Origin of the sequence: Streptomyces sp. XM83C (assembly GCF_023072675.1) — a bacterium.
GTDB lineage: Bacteria > Actinomycetota > Actinomycetes > Streptomycetales > Streptomycetaceae > Streptomyces > Streptomyces thermocoprophilus.
In genome coordinates this window covers 1-21,110 of the sequence record NZ_JALLGL010000042.1, presented here as the reverse complement: position 1 = coordinate 21,110, position 21,110 = coordinate 1, and the positions used below count along the sequence as shown (strand labels likewise).

16 protein-coding genes are annotated in these 21,110 nt (G+C 71.8%); 10 read left to right on the top strand and 6 right to left on the bottom strand.

Going from position 1 to position 21,110, the window contains the following annotated elements; all coding sequences use genetic code 11:
- Nucleotides 1-192 precede the first annotated feature (192 nt).
- A complete protein-coding gene (locus MTQ10_RS07750) occupies nt 193-849 on the bottom strand; it encodes an MBL fold metallo-hydrolase (protein WP_247463693.1) in 657 nt (218 codons plus the stop codon).
- Nucleotides 850-956: 107 nt separating this feature from the next.
- Nucleotides 957-1,643, bottom strand: a complete 687-nt coding sequence (locus tag MTQ10_RS07745; RefSeq protein WP_247463692.1) for a maleylpyruvate isomerase family mycothiol-dependent enzyme — start codon at nt 1,641-1,643, stop codon at nt 957-959.
- Between the two features lie 234 nt (nt 1,644-1,877).
- Here MTQ10_RS07745 and uvrA point away from each other — a divergent pair, with 234 nt between their 5' ends.
- Nucleotides 1,878-4,928 carry an excinuclease ABC subunit UvrA gene (gene uvrA / locus MTQ10_RS07740; protein ID WP_247463688.1) on the top strand — a complete coding sequence of 1,017 codons (3,051 nt, stop codon included), beginning with the start codon at nt 1,878-1,880 and terminating at the stop codon, nt 4,926-4,928.
- A 170-nt stretch (nt 4,929-5,098) separates the two neighbouring features.
- On the opposite strand, the gene MTQ10_RS07735 is transcribed toward uvrA, so the two are convergent.
- Complete coding sequence (locus MTQ10_RS07735) at nt 5,099-5,656, bottom strand: YceI family protein (RefSeq protein WP_247463685.1); 558 nt, start codon at nt 5,654-5,656, stop codon at nt 5,099-5,101.
- A gap of 101 nt (nt 5,657-5,757) precedes the next feature.
- On the opposite strand from MTQ10_RS07735, the gene MTQ10_RS07730 reads away from it, so the two are divergent.
- Nucleotides 5,758-6,621, top strand: coding sequence for a helix-turn-helix domain-containing protein (locus MTQ10_RS07730; RefSeq protein WP_247463683.1), 864 nt, complete (start codon nt 5,758-5,760; stop codon nt 6,619-6,621).
- Nucleotides 6,622-6,683: 62 nt separating this feature from the next.
- Here the strand turns inward: MTQ10_RS07730 and MTQ10_RS07725 are convergent, their stop codons facing one another.
- Together MTQ10_RS07725 and MTQ10_RS07720 are read right to left on the bottom strand one after the other, a co-directional pair.
- Nucleotides 6,684-7,601 carry a carbohydrate kinase family protein gene (locus MTQ10_RS07725; RefSeq protein ID WP_247463680.1) on the bottom strand — a complete coding sequence of 306 codons (918 nt, stop codon included), beginning with the start codon at nt 7,599-7,601 and terminating at the stop codon, nt 6,684-6,686.
- Nucleotides 7,598-8,629: a LacI family DNA-binding transcriptional regulator gene (locus tag MTQ10_RS07720; protein ID WP_247463677.1), complete on the bottom strand. Its 1,032-nt coding sequence runs from the start codon at nt 8,627-8,629 to the stop codon at nt 7,598-7,600. Before MTQ10_RS07720 ends, MTQ10_RS07725 begins: the two co-directional genes overlap by 4 nt.
- Nucleotides 8,630-8,879: 250 nt before the next feature.
- Between MTQ10_RS07720 and MTQ10_RS07715 the strand changes: the two genes are divergently transcribed.
- The gene (locus MTQ10_RS07715; protein WP_247463673.1) at nt 8,880-9,296 is read left to right on the top strand and encodes a Rieske (2Fe-2S) protein; all 417 of its coding nucleotides are present in this window, start codon (nt 8,880-8,882) and stop codon (nt 9,294-9,296) included.
- Between the two features lie 290 nt (nt 9,297-9,586).
- On the opposite strand, the gene MTQ10_RS07710 is transcribed toward MTQ10_RS07715, so the two are convergent.
- On the bottom strand, nt 9,587-10,534 hold the full coding sequence (locus MTQ10_RS07710; RefSeq protein ID WP_247463669.1) for a hypothetical protein: 948 nt from the start codon (nt 10,532-10,534) through the stop codon (nt 9,587-9,589).
- A 284-nt stretch (nt 10,535-10,818) separates the two neighbouring features.
- Here MTQ10_RS07710 and uvrC point away from each other — a divergent pair, with 284 nt between their 5' ends.
- From uvrC to pgk, 7 genes are all read left to right on the top strand, one after another.
- Nucleotides 10,819-12,858 carry an excinuclease ABC subunit UvrC gene (gene uvrC, locus MTQ10_RS07705; RefSeq protein WP_247463666.1) on the top strand — a complete coding sequence of 680 codons (2,040 nt, stop codon included), beginning with the start codon at nt 10,819-10,821 and terminating at the stop codon, nt 12,856-12,858.
- Nucleotides 12,855-13,847 carry an RNase adapter RapZ gene (gene rapZ, locus MTQ10_RS07700; RefSeq protein ID WP_247463663.1) on the top strand — a complete coding sequence of 331 codons (993 nt, stop codon included), beginning with the start codon at nt 12,855-12,857 and terminating at the stop codon, nt 13,845-13,847. Before uvrC ends, rapZ begins: the two co-directional genes overlap by 4 nt.
- Nucleotides 13,844-14,911 (top strand): gluconeogenesis factor YvcK family protein, encoded by a 1,068-nt coding sequence (locus MTQ10_RS07695; RefSeq protein WP_247463661.1) that lies wholly within the window; start codon nt 13,844-13,846, stop codon nt 14,909-14,911. Before rapZ ends, MTQ10_RS07695 begins: the two co-directional genes overlap by 4 nt.
- Nucleotides 14,902-15,891, top strand: a complete 990-nt coding sequence (gene whiA / locus MTQ10_RS07690; protein ID WP_247463658.1) for a DNA-binding protein WhiA — start codon at nt 14,902-14,904, stop codon at nt 15,889-15,891. The genes MTQ10_RS07695 and whiA overlap by 10 nt, the downstream gene beginning before the upstream one ends.
- A 397-nt stretch (nt 15,892-16,288) precedes the next feature.
- A complete protein-coding gene (locus tag MTQ10_RS07685; protein WP_247463655.1) occupies nt 16,289-19,282 on the top strand; it encodes a M14 family metallopeptidase in 2,994 nt (997 codons plus the stop codon).
- A gap of 432 nt (nt 19,283-19,714) precedes the next feature.
- Nucleotides 19,715-20,722: a type I glyceraldehyde-3-phosphate dehydrogenase gene (gene gap, locus MTQ10_RS07680; RefSeq protein WP_247463652.1), complete on the top strand. Its 1,008-nt coding sequence runs from the start codon at nt 19,715-19,717 to the stop codon at nt 20,720-20,722.
- 155 nt (nt 20,723-20,877) lie between these two features.
- The coding region (gene pgk, locus MTQ10_RS07675) for a phosphoglycerate kinase (RefSeq protein ID WP_247463649.1) at nt 20,878-21,110 on the top strand (233 nt) is incomplete at its 3' end.

Genomic DNA, 21,110 nt, shown 5'->3' with positions numbered 1-21,110 from the left:
CGGGTCGTACGCCCTCCGTGTGCGCCGTACCGCGGACGGCGCGCCCTCGGGGCTCGGGGTGTGCTGTGCGGGCCTCGCGCCCGGCGGGCATCGCGTCACGCTCGCGCCGCGCCGGGCATCGCGTCACGCGGGGCGCGCTCGCGCCCGCCGGGCGCCCTGTCATCGGGCGTACGCCCCGTCACCGGCGCCGGCTCACCACCCGCGCGCGTGCCACTCCGGCAGGTGCGGGCGTTCCGCGCCCAGCGTCGTGTCGTTGCCGTGGCCGGGGTACACCCAGGTCTCGTCCGGCAGCACATCGAAGATCTTGGTCTCGACGTCGTGGATGAGGTGGGCGAACGCCTCCGGGTCGTTGCGCGTGTTGCCCACACCGCCCGGGAAGAGACAGTCCCCGGTGAAGACGTGCGGGTGGCCGTGCGGGTCGTCGTAGATCAACGCGATCGAGCCCGGCGTATGGCCGACGAGGTGCCGCGCGGTCAGCTCCACCTGCCCGACCCGCACCACGTCCCCGTCGTCCACCGGCACATCGGTCGGCACCGGGATGCCCTCGGCGTCATGTCGTCCCGCGTAGGTGCGGGCGCCGGTCGCCGCGACGACCTCGGCGAGGGCCTGCCAGTGGTCGGGATGGCGGTGAGTGGTGACGACGGAGGCGATCCCGTCGTCACCGATCATGGCCAGCAGCGTCTGCGGCTCGGCCGCGGCGTCGATCAAAAGCTGCTCGTCGGTGGCCCGGCAGCGCAGCAGATAGGCGTTGTTCTCCATGGGGCCGACCGCGATCTTGGTGATCATCAGGTCTTTCAGCTCGTGCACGTCCGCCGGGCCGCCGACCGTCACCTGTCCGCTGTACGTCATGGACGTCAGCCTAGGCCGTGAGGGCAGCCCGGCGCCTGCCGTCCCGGTGCCGCCGGCTCTCGCTCCGGACGGGCGGTGAGGCGGCCCCATGGCCTCACCCCTGGGCTCTACAGCGGCGGCAGCTCGGGCAGGGCCCCGCCCTGTACGTCCAGCGCGGCGCCGTCTCGGCGGCCGGCGAGCCATCCCAGCAGGTTTGCCGGGGAGCCGCTCACGGTGATCTCCGGCTCGGCCGCCTCCCGGCCGGTGCTCCACACGCGCGTGCCGTCGGTGATCCGGGTGGGCGGCACGTCCTCGCGGCCCGAGAAGCGCTCCGCGAGGAACGCGATCTCGCGCTCGGTGAACTCCTCCGGAAGGTCCTCCAGCTCGTAGCCGACCCCCAGGTCCACGTGGTGCAGCTCGACCTCGACCCAGCGGCGGAACGGCACACGGGCCGCGCTGTCCGTCACGCCGTTGCGCAGCTCGACCGTGCGCGACCAGTCCGCCGGCTCGGCACCCACCGCCTGGAAGCGGGCGCCGCTCTCGCGCACGTCGGCCAGCTGCACCTCCAGCGGGCGGGGCGCGTCACGCTCGATGTCGCTGTCGCGGGCCTCGGCGGACGCGTACATGGGACGGCCCCGGAGGACGTTCACGAGGGCGTCCGCGTTGCGGGCGACGTGGGCGAGGACATGGCCGCGGGTCCAGCCCGGCAGCCGTGACGGTTGCGTCACTCCGGCGTTGTCCAGCTTGGCGGCTGCCGTCAGCAGCCGTTCGGTCGCTTCCTGTACAGACGCCAGGTCACGTGCGTGATCAATCATGGTGCTGACACTAGCCTCACCACTCGTTCGGGTGAAGGTGATTCGAGGACGCCGTAAATCGAATGCACGTGCTATATCGTCGTGGGTGGCGTCGGGCATGCTGGATGGCCGGGGATTGTTTGCATCCGGTGAACCAACCCGGGAATCCGACCGGCGTTGTCAGTGGCTCCCCCTAGTCTGATAAGGACGGGGGCCCCGCCCCTGTCTCTTCTCTCAAGAAAGGTGCGGACCGGCGTGGCCGACCGTCTCATCGTCCGTGGCGCGCGTGAGCACAACCTGAAGAACGTCTCGCTCGACCTGCCCCGTGACTCGCTCATCGTCTTCACGGGTCTGTCCGGGTCGGGCAAGTCGTCCCTGGCCTTCGACACGATCTTCGCCGAGGGCCAGCGGCGCTACGTGGAGTCGCTCTCCTCGTACGCCCGCCAGTTCCTCGGCCAGATGGACAAGCCGGACGTCGACTTCATCGAGGGTCTCTCGCCCGCCGTCTCCATCGACCAGAAGTCGACCTCGCGCAACCCGCGCTCGACGGTCGGCACCATCACCGAGGTCTACGACTATCTGCGCCTGCTCTTCGCGCGCATCGGCAAGCCGCACTGTCCCGAGTGCGGTCGGCCGATCTCCCGCCAGTCGCCGCAGGCCATCGTCGACAAGGTGCTGGAGCTGCCGGAGGGCAGCCGCTTCCAGGTTCTGTCGCCGCTGGTGCGCGAACGCAAGGGCGAGTTCGTCGACCTCTTCGCCGACCTGCAGACCAAGGGCTACTCCCGCGCGCGTGTGGACGGCGAGACCGTCCAGCTCTCCGATCCGCCCACGCTGAAGAAGCAGGAGAAGCACACCATCGAGGTGGTCGTCGACCGCCTCACGGTGAAGGACTCCGCCAAGCGCCGCCTCACCGACTCCGTGGAGACCGCCCTCGGCCTGTCCGGCGGCATGGTCGTGCTCGACTTCGTCGACCTGCCCGAGGACGACCCCGAGCGCGAGCGCATGTACTCGGAGCACCTGTACTGCCCGTACGACGACCTGTCCTTCGAGGAGCTGGAGCCGCGCTCCTTCTCCTTCAACTCGCCCTTCGGTGCCTGCCCCGACTGCACCGGCATCGGCACCCGCATGGAGGTCGACCCCGAGCTGATCGTCCCGGACGAGGAGAAGACCCTCGACGAGGGCGCCATCCACCCCTGGTCGCACGGCCACACCAAGGACTACTTCGGCCGGCTCATCGGCGCCCTGGCCGACGCCCTCGGCTTCCGCACCGACATTCCCTTCGCCGGGCTGCCCCAGCGTGCCAAGAAAGCCCTGCTGTACGGCCACAAGACGCAGATCGAGGTCCGCTACCGCAACCGGTACGGCCGCGAACGCCGCTACACCACCCCCTTCGAAGGCGCCGTCTCCTTCGTCAAGCGCCGGCACAGCGAGGCCGAGTCCGACGCCAGCCGTGAGCGCTTCGAGGGCTACATGCGCGAGGTGCCCTGCCCCACCTGCGAGGGCACGCGCCTGAAGCCGATCGTTCTCGCCGTCACGATCATGGGGAAGTCGATCGCCGAGGTCTCCGCCATGTCCATCAGCGACTGCGCGGACTTCCTGGGCGCCCTGAAGCTCGACGCCCGCGACAAGAAGATCGCCGAGCGTGTGCTGAAGGAGGTCAACGAGCGGCTGCGCTTCCTCGTCGACGTCGGCCTGGACTACCTCTCCCTCAACCGCGCGGCCGGCACCCTCTCCGGCGGCGAGGCCCAGCGCATCCGCCTCGCCACCCAGATCGGCTCCGGCCTTGTCGGTGTGCTGTACGTGCTGGACGAGCCGTCGATCGGCCTGCACCAGCGCGACAACCACCGGCTGATCGAGACCCTCGTCCGGCTGCGCGACATGGGCAACACCCTCATCGTCGTGGAGCACGACGAGGACACCATCAAGGTCGCCGACTGGATCGTGGACATCGGCCCCGGCGCCGGTGAGCACGGCGGCAAGGTCGTGCACAGCGGCTCCCTGAAGGAGCTCCTCGCCAACGACGAGTCGCAGACCGGCCAGTACCTGTCCGGCAAGAAGTCCATCCCCGTCCCGGACGTGCGCCGCCCCCGCGACCCGGCCCGCCGGCTCACCGTGCACGGCGCCCGCGAGAACAACCTCAAGGACATCGACGTGTCCTTCCCGCTGGGCCTGTTCACCGCCGTCACCGGCGTCTCCGGCTCCGGCAAGTCGACGCTGGTCAACGACATCCTGTACACGCACCTGGCGCGCGAGCTGAACGGCGCCCGCACCGTGCCCGGCCGCCACACGCGCGTGGAGGGCGACGACCTCGTCGACAAGGTCGTCCACGTCGACCAGTCGCCCATCGGCCGCACCCCCCGGTCCAACCCGGCCACGTACACCGGTGTCTTCGACCACATCCGCAAGCTGTTCGCCGAGACCACCGAGGCGAAGGTCCGCGGCTACATGCCCGGCCGGTTCTCCTTCAACGTCAAGGGCGGACGCTGCGAGAACTGCGCCGGCGACGGCACCATCAAGATCGAGATGAACTTCCTCCCGGACGTGTACGTCCCGTGCGAGGTCTGCCACGGCGCCCGGTACAACCGGGAGACGCTGGAGGTCCACTACAAGGGCAAGTCCATCGCCGAGGTCCTCAACATGCCGATCGAAGAGGCCATGCACTTCTTCGAAGCCGTCCCGGCGATCAACCGCCACCTCAAGACGCTCAACGACGTCGGCCTCGGCTACGTCCGGCTCGGCCAGTCCGCGACCACCCTCTCCGGCGGTGAGGCGCAGCGCGTCAAGCTCGCCAGCGAACTGCAGAAGCGCTCCACCGGCCGCACCGTCTACGTCCTGGACGAGCCGACCACCGGTCTGCATTTCGAGGACATCAGCAAACTGCTGAAGGTACTGGGCGGGCTCGTCGACAAGGGCAACACGGTCATTGTCATCGAGCACAACCTCGACGTGATCAAGACCGCCGACTGGATCGTCGACATGGGCCCCGAGGGCGGCGCGGGCGGCGGCCTCGTCGTCGCCGAAGGCACCCCGGAGGAAGTGGCCGGCGTCCCCGCCAGCCACACCGGCAAGTTCCTGCGGGAGATCCTCGGCGCCGACCGCATCAGCGACGCCGCGATCCCGGCGGCACGCAACGGCTCGGCGACGGCGAAGAAGAAGACCTCCGCCGCCCGGAGCACGGCACGCAAGACGGCCACCAAAGCCGTCGACGGCACCGCCGCCAAGAAGCCGGCCGCCGCGAAGAAGACGGCGGGCAAGACCGCCGCCAAGGCACCGGCGAAGAAGACCGGCAGGTCCGCCAAGGCCTGACGGCCACAACAGCGGACACACGAACGCCGCGGCCCCGGGCATCAGCCCCGGGACCGCGGCGGCGTCGCGTCCACCGCGTCACACGCGGAACGCGGCCCGGTGCCGCCGACGGGGGACGGGTACGGCACGAGTCCTGCCGGTCCCGGCGGGAGCGCCCCCCCTCACTCCCCTCACGGCTCCACGAACTGCATGTCCAGCTGGATCTTCAGCACATCCCCCAGCAGGCCCGGCGCGAAGTCCAGCCCGAAGTCGCTGCGGCGGATCTCGCCCGTCGCCTCGAACCCGGCATGCCGCCCCGTCCCGATCGGCACATCGACGAGCCCGCCGAACTCCACCGCGAACCGCACCGGCCGGGTCACGTCCCCGATCGTCAGATCGCCCTCCATCGTCCACTCCTCGCCCGCCCCCGACACCCGGGTCGAGCGGAACGTCATCGTCGGCCGCTTCGCCACATCGAGCAGGTCCGCGGACCTCACATGGGCATCCCGGTCGGCATTGCCGGTGTCGATGCTGGCCAGGTCGACCGTCGCCGAGACCCGCACCTCGTCGAGGGTCTTTCCGACGTGCAGATCGGCCTGCACCCCGGTGAACCGGCCCCGCACCCTGGAGATGCCGAGATGGCGGATCGTGAAGTTCACCGAGGAGTGGAACGGGTCCATGGCCCAGTGCCCCGGGGCCAGCGGAAGAGCGGTGGTCGTCGTGATCTCACGGGTGATGTCATCGGTCATGACCCCACCCTGCGGCCCGGCCGGCGGCCCAGGGAGACCGGCCGCAGCCTGGTAGCGACAGGGCCACCCTCACCCGTGCCGGCGGCGGTACGTTCGTTGCCGTGAGCGACAACGAGTTGGGCACCTTCCTGCGGAGCCGGCGCGAGGCCCTCACCCCGGCCCAGGCCGGGCTGCCCGCCGGCACCCGCCGCCGCACCCCGGGCCTGCGCCGCGCCGAACTGGCCACCCTCGCCGGCATCAGCGTCGAATACCTGACACGCCTGGAACAGGGCCGCGACCGCAACCCCTCCGCCCAGGTCCTCGGCGCCCTCGCCGACGCACTCCAGCTGACCCTGCGCGACCGGATGGTGCTGCGCCGCTACGCCAAGGAGGCCGACGGCGGCGACCCGCTGATCTGCGCCGCGGCGCCCCCGCTCGGCCGCGACACGCGACCCGCCGTACGGGCCGTCCTGGACCGGCTGGAACCCGCCCCCGCCGTCGTCCTCAACTGGATCGGCGACGTCCTCGACCGCACCACCGGCTACGAGCGGCTGTTCGGCCCGCTCGGGCTGTTCGACGCAGACCGCCCCAACGTCGTCCGCCACCACTTCACCGACCCACGCGCGCGCCGCGCCCACCCCGCCTGGGACCGCGTCGCCGACCAGCTCGTGGCGGAGCTGCGGCACGAGGCCCCGCTGCGCGACCCGTACGTCGCGGAACTCGCCGAGGAACTGACCGTGACGGCGGGCGCGGAGTTCGCCGACCGCTTCGCCGACCTGTCCGTCACACCCCGGCGCTCCGGGAGCCGGCGCGTCGACCATCCCGAGGCGGGCCCGCTCGACCTGCTGCACGAGACGCTCGCCCTGCCCGACGACGGCCAGCGGGTCCTCGTCCATCTGCCCGCCGACGAGGCCACCGCCGCCGCCCTGGACCGCCTCACCGGCCTGCGCCCCGGCGGACTGCGCGCGGTGGGCAGGGCCGGCTGAACAGCGGGAGGAGCAGGCCGGCCGGGCAGCCGGCGGTTCTGCGCCGTGCCCCTCGGCCTTTGTCAGCGGGCGCCGCCCTCCAGCTCGTGCGCGTACGGCGGTTCCGCCCCGGCCCGCGAGCAGGTGACGGCCGCCGCGCGCGCCGCGAACCGCAGCAGCCGCGTCCACCCCTCCGCGCCCAGCGCGGCGAGCGCGTCCGGGGTCAGCGCGTCCTGCGCGGCCAGCCCGTGCAGCAGCGCGGCGTTGACCGTGTCCCCGGCGCCGATGGTGTCGACGACGTCCACCCGCTCACCCGGCACGGTGTGCTCGGCGCCGTCCCGTGTCCAGGCGGTCAGCCCGTCGCCGCCGCGCGTGATCACCACGGCCGTCGGACCGGCGGACAGCCACTCCTGAGGAGTGCCACCGAGCCAGCGGGCGTCCTCCTCGGACAGCTTCAGCAGCGTCACCGACGCGAGCCAGCTCTTGAACCGCGCCCGGTAGGCGTCCGCGTCCGGGATGAGCCCCGGCCGGATGTTCGGGTCGAGGGCGGTGAACACGCCCTGCGCCGCCGCCCGCCGCATCAGCTCCTCGTACGCGCTCGCGCCCGGCTCCAGCACCAGCGAGCACGTGCCGAACGACACCGCGCGCGTGCCGGCGGGCAGCTCCGCGGGCGCGGTGAACAGCCGGTCGGCGGTGCCCTCGACGTAGAAGGAGTAGGCGGCCGAACCGTCCGCGCCGATCGAGGCGACCGCGAGCGTGGTCGGCTCCGGACCGCGCTGCACGGCCGTCGTGTCCACCCCCGCCCGGCGCAGTCCGTCGAGCAGGGCCTCACCGAAGGCGTCCTCGGAGATCCGGGAGCAGAACGCGGCGGGGGAGCCGAGGCGGCCCAGAGCCACGGCCGTGTTGTAGGGGCCGCCGCCGAGCGCCGGCGTGAGAGCGGCCAGGGCACCCGGGCCCTGCGGTACCAGGTCGATCAGGGCCTCACCGGCGACGACGATCACGAGTCGGTTCCTTTCTCGGGGCACCCGCAGGAGGTGCGGTGGACGAAGGCGCAGGCCAGCCGCTCGGTCCGGGCGGGCCGGTCCTGCCGCTCCAGGCGGTCGAGCAGCACCTGGACCGCACGGGCGCCGATCTCCCGGCTGGGCTGGGCGATCGCGGTCAGCCGGGGCGAGAACAGATCCGCCCAGGCGAAGTCGTCGAAACAGCACAGGGCGATGTCGCCGGGCACGGACAGCCCCCGCGCCCGCAGGGCGCGCAGGGCACCCAGGGTCATCGCGTTGTTGGCACTGACCAGGGCGGTCGGTGGGGCTGCGGCGGACAGCAGGGCGTCGGTCGCGCGTTCCGCGCCGGCCGAGGCGGAGTCGCCGTGCACGACGAGACGCTCGTCGTACGGCAGCCCGGCGGCGGCCAGCCCGTGCCGGTACCCGGTGATCCGCTCGGCGGTCGTGCTCAGGCCGGGCAGGCCCGCGACCAGGCCGATGCGTCTGTGGCCCAGCTCGGCGAGGTGGGTGACGAGCCGGGTCGTCGGGCCGGCGTTCTCGGCGCACACCTGGTCGAACGGGGGAGTGCCACCGGCCGGGATGTCGAGCAGCCGGTCGAGAAGGACGGCGGGCACCCGGTGCCGTTCCAGATAGGCCAGCAGCCCGGCCGGGCGGGCGGACGGGGCGACGATCACGCCGTCCACGCGTCGCTCGTGCAGCAGCCGTACGGCATCGACCTCGTGGTCGGGATCGTCGTGCGGGTCGGCGATCAGCAGGCCGTACCCGTGGTCCAGGGCCGCCGCCTCGACGCCCTGGAGGATCTCCGTGAAGTACGGGTTGCTGATCGCGGACACCGCCAACCCGATCGAACGGGTGCGCGATGTGACCAGGGAGCGGGCGAGCGTGTTCGGCGTGTAGCCCAGCTCCTCCACGGCGTCCAGGACGGCCTGCCGGGTGTGCGGGAGCACCGGGCGCGTGCCGTTCAGGACGTGCGAGACGGTCGCCACGGAGACCCCGGCGGCGCGTGCCACATCGGCCATGGTGGGCATGCGGTCTCCCTCACGGAACAGCGGCGGACAGGGGACGGGAAGTACCCGACGGACGAGCCCGGCGAGGGCCCAGGGCGGGAAGCTATCCCATTCCCGCCCGGACGTAAACGTTTACGCAAGCGTTTACGTCACATCGGGCACCGCAGCACCGCTCGGGCCTGTCAGGGCCACCCGGCCCTGCTGCCCCCTGATCACCCCCGGTATCGTCGGCACCACCCCCGTCGGACCAGCACCACCGTGGAGATCCCCTATGCCCGGCCGTCCCGCCCCGAGCCGCCGCGCCCTGCTGAAGACAGCGGCCGTCACCCCCGTGGCCGGGGCCGGTCTGGCCGCCTGCTCACCGGGCAAGCAGGCCGAGGGGCCGACGGGGCCGGTGGAACTGGGCGCGGAGAGCGAGGTCGCCCCGGGCAGCAGCAAGCTCTACCGGGACCAGAACGTGGTCGTCAGCCGGGACGCGGGCGGCACCCTGACGGCGTACAGCACCATCTGCACGCACGCGGGGTGCGCCATCAGCAAGCTGGACGGCACGACCCTGACCTGCTTCTGCCACGGCAGCGAGTTCGACGCGACGAACGGCAAGGTCCTCCAGGCCCCGGCCAGTGTGCCGCTGAAGAAGCTGTCCGTGCAGGTGAAGAACGGCAGGATCGTCGCAAGCCCGGAGGCCTGAACCGGCCCGCGCCGGGGGCCGGACCGGCTCTGCGCCCCGCACGGCCTCCCAGCAGCGCCCGCTCGGCGCCCCGTATGCCCCCGGCGCAGCGCACGCTCGGCTGACCGCACGCCCGCTCAGCGCGGGCCCGCGCCGAGGGCCGGACCGGCTCTGCGCCCCGCACGGCCTCCCAGCAGCGCCCGCTCGGCGCCCCGTACGCCCCCGGCGCAGCGCACGCTCGGCTGACCGCACGCCCGCTCAGCGCGCGCCCGCGCCGAGGGCCGGACCCGCTAGGCGTGCCCGGCCCGCGCTCACTCCCACTCCCAGCCGATCCCCACGACCCCCGCACGCACCCGCGGCTCCACCAGGTGCACGGAGCGGTGCTTCCGGCTCAGCGGCAGATCCTGGCGCGCGGTGCGCGGCGCCGCCGGCGAGTTCTGGGTGAAGCGCTGGCAGCGCACCGGCAGCGCGGTCTCGTCGAACCGCACCTGAAGGACGTACTGGCCGCCCGGGACACCGAAGTCCCGTACGTACTCGTGACAGACACCGGCGGTGCCGTCCTCGACGGCGTACCGGAACAGGAAGGTGTCCCCCGCCCGCAGCCGTGTGTCGAACAGCAGCTCGGCGACGAGGATGCCGGTGCCGTGGTGCAGCCGTACCCGGCCGGTGCGGCAGTTCTCCAGGGCGTGCACGGCCATCCGCTCCGGCGCGCACCCGGGGTCGCCGTGGTGGACGGCCAGGAAGCGGTCCACCCCGTCGCGGTCGGCGCGCACGATGTGGTGCGACTCGCGGGACAGCAGCTCCCGGCGCGACCCGATCCGCACCCGCTCATGGTGGCCGAGGGTGTGCACCCCCCCGTCGGGCGGTGCGTCCAGCTCGCCGAGCAGCCGCTCCAGCGTGCCGGAGGCCTCGACGAGGGAACGGTACGAACGCGCCGCGGGCCGGCCCGGGCCGGGGCGCCCGTCGGCCCCGGCGAGCAGCCGGATCAGCGACTCGTCCGGCAACTGGAGGATCTCCTCCAGGGCGCGCACGGCACGCAGGGACTCCGGGCGCTGCGGGCGCCGGGCGCCCTGCTGCCAGTAGCTCAGACTGGTGACGCCGACTTTCACTCCGTACCGCGTCAGATGGTGCTGCACCCGCTGGAGCGGCAGTCCGCGCGCGGCGATCGCCGCGCGCAGCGCGACATGGAAGGGGCCGCCTCGCAGGGCCGTGTCCAGCTCCGTGGCGGTGACGTCCGCGTGCTGTGTGGCGTGCGGCATGCAGGCGCCTTTCTGTGAATGATCACAACGGCTGGTCAGACCGTTGGCTGGTGGTCGGGGCCGTCCGGCGGCGCGGAACGGTCCTTCACATCCGTGAGCCGGTGTGTGCCCGGCCCCGAGTTCCCACGCATTGAAGCGTGTTGACCAAGTCCCGACAACACCCGGAACCGGGCCGCACTCCGCCACTGGCCGAGACGGACCGCTTCCGGCCCCGCCGCGGACCCGGTCCGGGCGTTGTCCACAGGCCCGCCGCGCTGTCGGCGCTCGACAGTAGGGTGTGAGACATGGCCGATCCCTCCAGCTACCGCCCCAGGCCGGGTGAGATCCCGGACTCCCCCGGGGTGTACCGGTTCCGCGACGAGCACCGCCGGGTGATCTACGTCGGAAAGGCGAAGAGCCTGCGCCAGCGCCTGGCCAACTACTTCCAGGACCTGGCCGGCCTGCACCCGCGCACCCGCTCCATGGTCACCACCGCCGCGTCCGTGGAGTGGACCGTCGTCTCCACCGAGGTCGAGGCGCTGCAGCTGGAGTACTCCTGGATCAAGGAGTTCGACCCCCGGTTCAACGTCAAGTACCGCGACGACAAGAGCTACCCGTACCTCGCGGTGACGATGAACGAGGAGTTCCCGCGCGTGCAGGTGATGCGCGGTCACAAGAGGAAGGGCGTCAGGTATTTCGGGCCGTACGCGCACGCGTGGGCCATCCGCGACACCGTCGACCTGCTCCTGCGGGTCTTCCCCGTGCGCACCTGCTCCGCCGGTGTCTTCAAGAACGCCGCCCGCACCGGCCGCCCCTGCCTGCTCGGCTACATCGGCAAGTGCTCCGCGCCCTGCGTCGGCCGGATCGACCCCGAGGACCATCGGGACCTGGCCGAGGAGTTCTGCGACTTCATGGCCGGCCGCACCGGCACCTATCTGCGCCGCCTGGAGAAGCAGATGACGGCGGCGGCCGAGCAGATGGAGTACGAGCGGGCGGCGCGCCTGCGCGACGACATCGAGGCCCTGAAGAAGGCGATGGAGAAGAACGCCGTCGTGCTGGCGGACGCCACCGACGCCGATCTGATCGCCGTCGCAGAGGACGAGCTGGAAGCGGCCGTCCAGATCTTCCATGTGCGCGGCGGCCGGGTCCGCGGCCAGCGCGGCTGGGTCACCGACAAGGTCGAGGACGTCACCACCGGCGCCCTCGTCGAACACGCCCTCCAGCAGCTGTACGGCGAGGAGAGCGGCGACGCCGTGCCCAAGGAGGTCCTGGTCCCGGCCCTGCCCGACCCGCTGGAGCCGGTACAGGAGTGGCTCACCGGCCGCCGCGGGTCGAACGTGTCGCTGCGCGTCCCGCAGCGCGGCGACAAGAAGGCCCTCATGGAGACCGTGCAGCGCAACGCCCAGCAGGCGCTCGTGCTGCACAAGACCAAACGGGCCTCCGACCTGACCACGCGCTCGCGTGCCCTGGAGGAGATCTCCCAGGCCCTGGACCTGGACAGCGCGCCGCTGCGCATCGAGTGCTACGACATCTCCCACCTCCAGGGCGACGACGTGGTCGCCTCCATGGTCGTCTTCGAGGACGGCCTGGCCCGCAAGAGCGAGTACCGCCGCTTCCAGATCAAGGGCTTCGCCGGCCAGGACGACGTCCGTTCCATGCACGAGGTGATCACCCGCCGCTTCCGCCGCTATCTGGCCGAGAAGGAGCGCACGGGGGAGTGGGGCGACGGCGACGACCTCAAGGACGACGAGGGCCTTCTCGCGGCGGGCGGCCTGAAGGACGAGGACGGCCGGCCGAAGAAGTTCGCCTACCCGCCCCAGCTGGTCGTCGTCGACGGCGGCGCCCCCCAGGTCGCCGCCGCGAAGAAGGCCCTCGACGAGCTGGGCATCGACGACATCGCGGTGTGCGGTCTCGCCAAGCGGCTGGAGGAGGTCTGGCTGCCCGACGAGGACGACCCGGTGGTCCTGCCTCGCACCAGCGAGGGCCTCTACCTGTTGCAGCGCGTCCGGGACGAGGCACACCGGTTCGCGATCACCTACCAGCGCACCCGGCGCGCCAAGCGCTTCCGCTCCAGCCCCCTGGACGACGTGCCGGGCCTCGGTGAGACCCGCAAGCAGGCACTGATCAAACACTTCGGCTCGTTGAAGAAGCTGCGGTCCGCGACAATCGAGCAGATCTGCGAGGTCCCCGGGATAGGCCGCAAGACGGCCGAGACCGTCGCCGCGGCGCTCGCCCAGGCGGCCCCGGCCGCACCCGCCGTGAACACGGCGACCGGAGAGATCATTGAAGACGGGGAGCCCGTCGCCGCGGGCACCCCGGACGAACGACGGGGGCAGGAGCCATGAACGAGCACGACACGCGGCCCGCGGACCGAGATCCCGCGCAGCACGAGACAGGCGGACGCGACACACGCCGCCACGACAACGGAGCACAGGTGAGTACGGGCATCGAAACAGCCGGGGTCCCCGACGCGGCCATTCCCGAGCTGGTGATCATCTCCGGCATGTCCGGGGCGGGCCGGTCCACGGCCGCCAAATGTCTGGAGGACCTCGGCTGGTTCGTCGTCGACAATCTGCCGCCCGCTCTGATCCCCACCATGGTCGAGCTGGGCGCCCGCTCCCAGGGCAACGTGGCCAGGATCGCCGTGGTCGTCGACGTTCGCGGCCGGCGCTTCTTCGACAACCTCCGCGAGTCCCTCGCCGACCTCGACCACAAGGGCGTCACCCGGCGCATCGTGTTCCTGGAGTCCTCCGACGAGGCCCTGGTCCGCCGCTTCGAGTCGGTGCGCCGACCGCACCCCCTCCAGGGCGACGGCCGTATCGTCGACGGCATCGCCGCCGAGCGGGAACTGCTGCGCGAGCTGCGCGGCGACGCCGACCTGGTCATCGACACCTCCAGCCTCAATGTGCACGAGCTGCGCGCCAAGATGGACGCCCAGTTCGCGGGCGAGGAGGAGCCCGAGCTGCGGGCCACGGTGATGTCCTTCGGCTTCAAGTACGGCCTGCCCGTCGACGCCGACCTCGTCGTGGACATGCGGTTCCTGCCCAACCCGCACTGGGTGCCCGAGCTGCGGCCGTACACCGGACTCAACGAGGAAGTCGCCGGTTACGTCTTCAACCAGCCCGGCGCCAAGGAGTTCCTCGACCGCTACACCGAGCTGCTGCGACTGGTCGCCGCCGGCTACCGCCGGGAGGGCAAGCGGTACGTGACCATCGCGGTCGGCTGCACCGGCGGCAAGCACCGCTCGGTCGCGATGTCGGAGAAGCTCGCCGCGCGGCTCGCCGCCGAGGGCGTGGAGACGGTGGTCGTGCACCGGGACATGGGACGCGAATGACAGGACGTACTCCGCGGCTGAGCCGACTGCGCCGCGCGATGCCCGAGGGGCGCGCGAGCCGGCTCACCGAGGCACGCGGCGGAAGACCCCGCCGCCGGGGCACCCAGCCGAAAGTGGTCGCACTCGGCGGAGGCATGGGCCTGTCCGCCTCCCTCGCCGCGCTGCGCCGCATCACCGGTGACCTCACCGCCGTGGTCACCGTCGCCGACGACGGCGGCTCCAGCGGCCGGCTCCGCCACGAGCTGGGCGTTCTGCCCCCCGGCGATCTGCGCAAGGCGCTCGCCGCGCTCTGCGGCGACGACGACTGGGGCCAGACCTGGGCCCGGGTCATCCAGCACCGCTTCCAGTCCAAGGGCGAGATGCACGGCCACGCGGTCGGCAATCTGCTGATCGTCGCGCTGTGGGAGCAGCTCGGCGACCATGTGAAGGCCCTCGACCTCGTCGGCAGGCTGCTCGGCGCGCAGGGCCGGGTGCTGCCCATGTCGGCCGTGCCGCTGGAGCTCCAGGCCCTGGTCAAGGGGCACGACCCCGAGCGGCCCGACGACGTGGACACCGTCCGCGGCCAGGCCACCGTCGCCCTCACCCCCGGCGAGGTGCAGTCCGTGCATCTCGTGCCGGCCGACCCGCCCGCCGTCCCCGAGGCGGTCGAGGCGGTCCTCGACGCCGACTGGGTGGTGCTGGGCCCCGGCTCCTGGTTCTCCTCGGTCATCCCGCATCTGCTCGTGCCGCAACTGCTGGACGCCCTCCAGGAGACCAAGGCCCGCCGGGTGCTCTCGCTGAACCTCGCCCCGCAGCCCGGAGAAACCGAAGGCTTCTCCCCGCAGCGTCATTTGGAGGTTTTGGGGCGACACGCCCCTAAACTCGCCCTGGACGTGGTGCTGGCCGACGAGGCCGCCGTGCCCGACCGCGATTCGCTGACCGAAGCCGCCGAGCGGTTCGGCGCCGCGGTCGAGCTGGCGCCCGTGGCCCGGACCGACGGCAGCCCCCGGCACGATCCGGAGCTGCTGGCCGCCGCGTACGACCGTATTTTTCGGATGCATGGAAGGATCGGCCCATGGCGATGACGCCAGCGGTGAAGGACGAGATCTCCCGGCTCCCCGTCACCCGCACCTGCTGCCGGAAGGCGGAGGTCTCCGCCATCCTGCGGTTCGCCGGCGGCCTTCACCTGGTGAGCGGGCGCATCGTGATCGAGGCGGAGCTGGACACGGCGATGGCGGCCCGCCGCCTCAAGCGGGACATCCTGGAGATCTTCGGCCACAGCTCCGAACTGATCGTGATGGCGCCCGGCGGGCTGCGCCGCGGCTCGCGCTACGTCGTGCGGGTCGTCGCCGGCGGTGACCAGCTCGCCCGCCAGACCGGGCTGGTCGACGGCCGGGGCCGGCCGATCCGCGGGCTGCCCCCGCAGGTCGTCTCCGGCGCCACCTGCGACGCCGAGGCCGCCTGGCGGGGTGCGTTCCTCGCGCACGGTTCGCTCACCGAGCCCGGCCGTTCCTCCTCCCTGGAGGTGACCTGCCCCGGCCCGGAGGCCGCGCTCGCCCTGGTCGGCGCCGCCCGCCGGCTGTCCATCGCCGCGAAGGCGCGGGAGGTGCGCGGCGTGGACCGGGTCGTGGTCCGCGACGGCGACGCGATCGGCGCGCTGCTCACGAGGCTCGGCGCCCATGAGTCGGTGCTCGCCTGGGAGGAGCGCCGGATGCGCCGCGAGGTGCGCGCCACCGCCAACCGGCTCGCCAACTTCGACGACGCCAACCTGCGCCGCTCGGCCCGCGCGGCCGTCGCCGCGGGCGCCCGCGTGCAGCGCGCGCTGGAGATCCTCGGCGACGAGGTGCCGGAGCACCTCGCCGCCGCCGGCCGGCTGCGCATGGAGCACAAGCAGGCCTCGCTGGAGGAGCTGGGCGCGCTCGCCGACCCGCCGCTGACGAAGGACGCCGTCGCGGGCCGTATCCGCCGCCTGCTGGCCATGGCCGACAAGCGCGCCGCCGACCTCGGCATCCCCGGCACCGAGGCCAACCTCACCGAGGAGCTGGCCGACAACCTCGCCGGCTGACCCGGCGCGCCGCCGCCGCCCCGTCGGCGCCCGTCCGTACCGGCCGCCGCCCCCGGCAACCGTGCCGCCGGGGGCGGCGGCCGTGTCCGTACGACCGTGCGGGGGACAGCCGTGGCGGCCCCTCCCGAGGCGAGCCGATCGTCCGGCACCGACGGGTGTGTCGGCCCCGCCCCTGGCGAGCCGGCCGTGCACCACCGGCCGGGCTCCCACGGTGTCCCGCCCCGGCGCCCCGGCATCCGCCCCGCTGGCCGAAACCCCGTCAAAAAGCCCCGGATATGCCCCCGTTCGGGTGGGTGCACCGGCGTTTCGCCGTCTTTGTTGCGCTCTTGACTGGATCATGGACTGTCATGAGCCTGGCAACGTTCGCTGCTGTGGCGAACCCACTCCAGGGGGGTTCATGAGACATAGAGCGAGATCGATCCTCGCCGTCGGCGCGCTCCTGATCGGCACAGCGACCCTCGTCCCCGCCGCACACGCGCGGCCCGCAAGCCCACCCGGCACCTCGGACACGGAAACGCAAGGTGACGCCGACCCCGGCTCCGCCTCGGGCGAAGTGAAGGTCTTCCGCGCCACGGTCACCCGGCAGCAGGTCCCCCTGCTGCTGGCCGCCGGCCAGGACGCCCACGAGCTGGGCGAACAGGTGCCGGCCGGGGGCCGGGCCACCGTCGAGGTCCAGCTCACCGGCGAGCAGGCGGCGGCGCTGCGCGAGCAGGGGGTGCCCCTCGTCGAGCACTCCCTCTCCGCCCGGTCCGAGAAACGCGTCGCCGCTGCCGCCGAGGGTGTCTTCCGGCCGTACAGCGGCTCGGGCGGGCTGAAGGAGGAGATCCTCCGCACCGCCCGTGAGCACCCCGGCCTCACCAAGGCCGTCTCCATCGGCAGAACCGTCAAGGGCCAGGACATCCTCGCCCTGAAGATCACCAGGAACGCGCGGACGTCCGCCGACGGCAGCAGACCGGCCGTCCTCTACATGTCCAATCAGCACGCCCGCGAGTGGATCACGCCGGAGATGACCCGCCGGCTGATGCATCACTACCTGGACCGCTACGACAGCGACAAGCGGATCAGACGCATCGTCGACTCCACCGAGCTGTGGTTCGTGCTCTCCGCCAACCCGGACGGCTACGACTACACGTTCAGGAGCCCCTCCACCCGGCTGTGGCGCAAGAACCTGCGGGACGTCAACGGCGACGGCGTCATCTCCACCGGCGACGGCGTCGACCTCAACCGCAACTTCGCCTACAAGTGGGGCTACGACGACGAGGGTTCGTCACCCGAGCCCACCAGCGAGACCTACCGCGGCGCCGCCCCGGCCTCCGAACCCGAGACCCGGGCCCTGGACGCCCTCCAGAAACGCATCGGTTTCAGGTACGCGATCAACTACCACTCGGCCGCCGAACTGCTCCTCTACGGCGTCGGCTGGCAGGTCGCCACCCCGACCCCGGACGACGTCCTGTACCGGGCCCTCGCCGGCACACCGGAGAACTCGGCGATCCCCGGCTACCACCCTCAGCTGTCGTCCGAGCTGTACACCACCAACGGCGAGGCGGACGGCCACGCGGCCAACGTCAACGGCGTCGCCATGTTCACCCCGGAGATGTCCACCTGCCAGACCGCGTCGGACGCCGACCCGGACGACGCCTGGGAGGCCGCCGACTGCCGGTCCGTCTTCACGTTCCCGGACGACGAGAAGCTGATCCAGCGGGAGTTCGTCAAGAACGTCCCGTTCGCGCTCTCCGTCGCCGAGACCGCCGCCCACCCGGACACCCCGGTCTCCACCGTCGGCCTGGACGCCGCCGACTTCACCCCGGCGAAGTTCACCACCTCGTACTCCCGCGGCGGCGACCAGCAGGTGGCCGTCACCGTCCGCAAGGCGCTGCGCGACAAGGAGCTGAAGTACCGGGTGAACGGCGGCCGGACCGAGGACATGGCCCTGCGCCCCTGGCGCGGCGGCGAGATCTACGGCGGCGACGACAACCTGTACTTCGACGAGTACCGGGCCACCGTCAAGGACGGCGACCCGGGCGACAGGGTCGAGGTGTGGTTCACCGGCGAGACCCGCGACGGCCGGAAGGTCTCCAGCGAGCACTTCACCTACACCGTGGCCGAGCGTCCTCGCGCCGACGTCCTCGTCGTCGCCGAGGAAGGCGCCCCCGCCACGCAGGCACGGGTCTACACCGACGCCCTGAAGGCGGCCGGACGCAAGGCCGTCGTCTGGGACGTCGCCACCCGGGGCGCCCCCGACGCGCTGGGCGTGCTGAGCCACTTCGACACCGTCGTCCATTACACGGGCGGCTCCCCGCCCGGCAACGCCACCCAGCTCCGGCTGCGGGCCTTCCTCAACGAGGGCGGCCGGCTGATCGAGGCGGGCGAGCGGGCCGGCGGCAGCGTCGACCTGGGCGGCGGCAGCCTGTCGGACGACTTCAGCCAGTACTGGCTGGGCGCGTACTCCCGTACGTCCACGCAGGGCGCCACCGGCTTCACCGGCTCCGCACGTCTCGGCGGCGTCTCCGGCTCCCTCGGCGCCGCGCCCGGCAACCCGCTGGACGCGGCCGGCAGCTACGGCGTCACCTCCGACGAGCTGCCCGCCGACCGCCACCCGCAGTTCGCGAGCAGCGGCGCGGGCCGGTTCGCCGGCACCGTCGACCCGTACGGGCCGTACGCCGGGGAGTTCATGGCGGCGGCCGTGCACACCGACGACGCCTACAAACGCCTCACCCGCACCGTCGACCTCACCGGGGTCACCGCGGCCGAGGCGCCCACCCTGCGCATGCGGCTCCAGTGGGACACCGAGCGCGGCTACGACCACGCGATCGTCGAGGCGCACACCGTCGGCGGCGACGACTGGACGACCCTGCCGGAGGCGGGCGGAGCCACCGCGGACGCCGTACCGCGGGAATGCGCCGCCGGTTTCTACATCGGGGAACACCCCTGGCTCGCCCACTACATCACCCTGACCCCGGACGGCTGCACCGCGACCGGCACCAGCGGCTCCTGGCACAGCCTCACCGGCTCCTCCGACGGCTGGCGGCAGGTGGCCTTCGACCTCAGTGTGTACGCCGGACGGCAGGTCGAGGTGTCGCTCGCCTATGTCACCGACCCGGGCAGCAAAGGCCACGGCGTCCTCGCCGACGACGTCCAGCTCGTCACCGGCGGTTCGGTCCGCGAGACCGAGGGCTTCGAGACCTCGCTCGGCGTCTGGCGGGCGAGCGGGCCGCCCGCGGGCAGCCCCGCCGTGCTGAAGGACTGGGCCCGGACCGGGACCCTGTTCCGTACCTACGCGGCGGTCACCACCGACGACACCGTGCTGCTCGGCTTCGGCCTGGAGCATCTGACCTTTGCGGCCGACCGGGCGGCCCTGCTGCGGAAGGCGCTCGCCGCGCTCGACACGTGACCGGGACAGCCGGGGCACGCACCGCACTGCCTCCGGAGAGCGCGGAAAACGCTTCCGGAGGCAGTGACCCGCATCACAGGGAAAGGGTGAGGGACGCGATATTGACAGCGGCCCGCCCGCCTTGCTCGACAGGTGAGCGGAACCCCTCTCAGAGGGGCGGGAAAACAGCCCGCATCAGGTGAGCCGACCCGCTCACGAACGAGTGACGAGAGCGTCGAAAGGGGTAGGCGTTCCATAGGAAAACAGGGCGAAAACATCGGCGTTCCACGACGTCCGTACCCCTACTGGCGGGTACGGAAGGCCTGCCCGTGTATGTGGCATCTCGATGTCACCCCGGGGCCCTCCGGGAGGTAGGGTCGGGGGTGGTCGGGGACATCCCAATACAGCTCGCCGGCGACAACGGAGCCGGCGTACCAACGAGGAGATCGGTTCGTGACGATCCGCGTAGGCATCAACGGCTTTGGCCGCATCGGTCGTAACTACTTCCGCGCGCTGCTGGAGCAGGGTGCAGACATCGAGATCGTGGCTGTCAACGACCTGGGTGACACCGCGACCACCGCTCACCTGCTGAAGTACGACACCATCCTGGGTCGGCTGAAGCAGGAGGTGTCGCACACCGCCGACACCATCACCGTCGACGGCAAGACCATCAAGGTCCTCTCCGAGCGCAACCCCGCCGACATCCCCTGGGGCGAGCTGGGCGTCGACATCGTCATCGAGTCGACCGGCATCTTCACCAAGCGCGAGGACGCCGCGAAGCACCTCGCCGGCGGCGCCAAGAAGGTCCTCATCTCGGCTCCGGCCAAGGACGAGGACATCACCATCGTGATGGGCGTCAACCAGGACAAGTACGACCCGGCGAGCCACCACGTCATCTCGAACGCCTCCTGCACCACCAACTGTGTGGCGCCGATGGCCAAGGTCCTCGACGAGAACTTCGGCATCGTCAAGGGTCTGATGACGACGGTCCACGCGTACACCAACGACCAGCGCATCCTGGACTTTCCGCACAAGGACCTGCGCCGCGCCCGCGCCGCCGCCGAGAACATCATCCCGACCACCACCGGCGCCGCCAAGGCCACCTCGCTGGTCCTGCCGCAGCTCAAGGGCAAGCTGGACGGCATGGCCATGCGCGTCCCGGTCCCCACCGGCTCGGTCACCGACCTCGTCGTCGAGCTGGGCCGCGAGGTCACCAAGGAAGAGATCAACGCCGCCTTCCAGAAGGCCGCCGAGGGCGAGCTGAAGGGCATCCTCGAGTACACCGAGGACCCGATCGTCTCCTCCGACATCGTCAACGCCCCGGCGTCCTGCACCTTCGACTCCTCCCTGACCATGGTCCAGGAGGGCAAGAACGTGAAGGTCATCGGCTGGTACGACAACGAGTGGGGCTACAGCAACCGCCTCGTCGACCTGACGGTCTTCGTCGGCAACCAGCTCTGATCCCCAGAGCAGGCACTTCGATGTGAGAGCAGGGCCCGGCAGCGCACCGCAGCGCTGACCGGGCCCTCGTCTCACGTGCGGCCCGGCCGCCCCGCCCGCGGCCGGGCGTCTCTACGATCTAGAGCAGCACAAGCCCTCACCAGGAGTCCTCTTCCATGAAGACGATCGACGAACTTCTCGCCGACGGAGTGGACGGCAAGCGGGTCTTCGTCCGCGCCGACCTCAATGTGCCGCTGGACGGCACCACCATCACCGACGACGGACGAATCCGCGCCGTCCTGCCCACGGTGAAGGCCCTCGCCGACGCCGGCGCCAAGGTGGTCGTCGCCTCCCACCTGGGCCGCCCCAAGGGCTGCCTCTTATCCACATCTCCGAGCCCACGAGACTA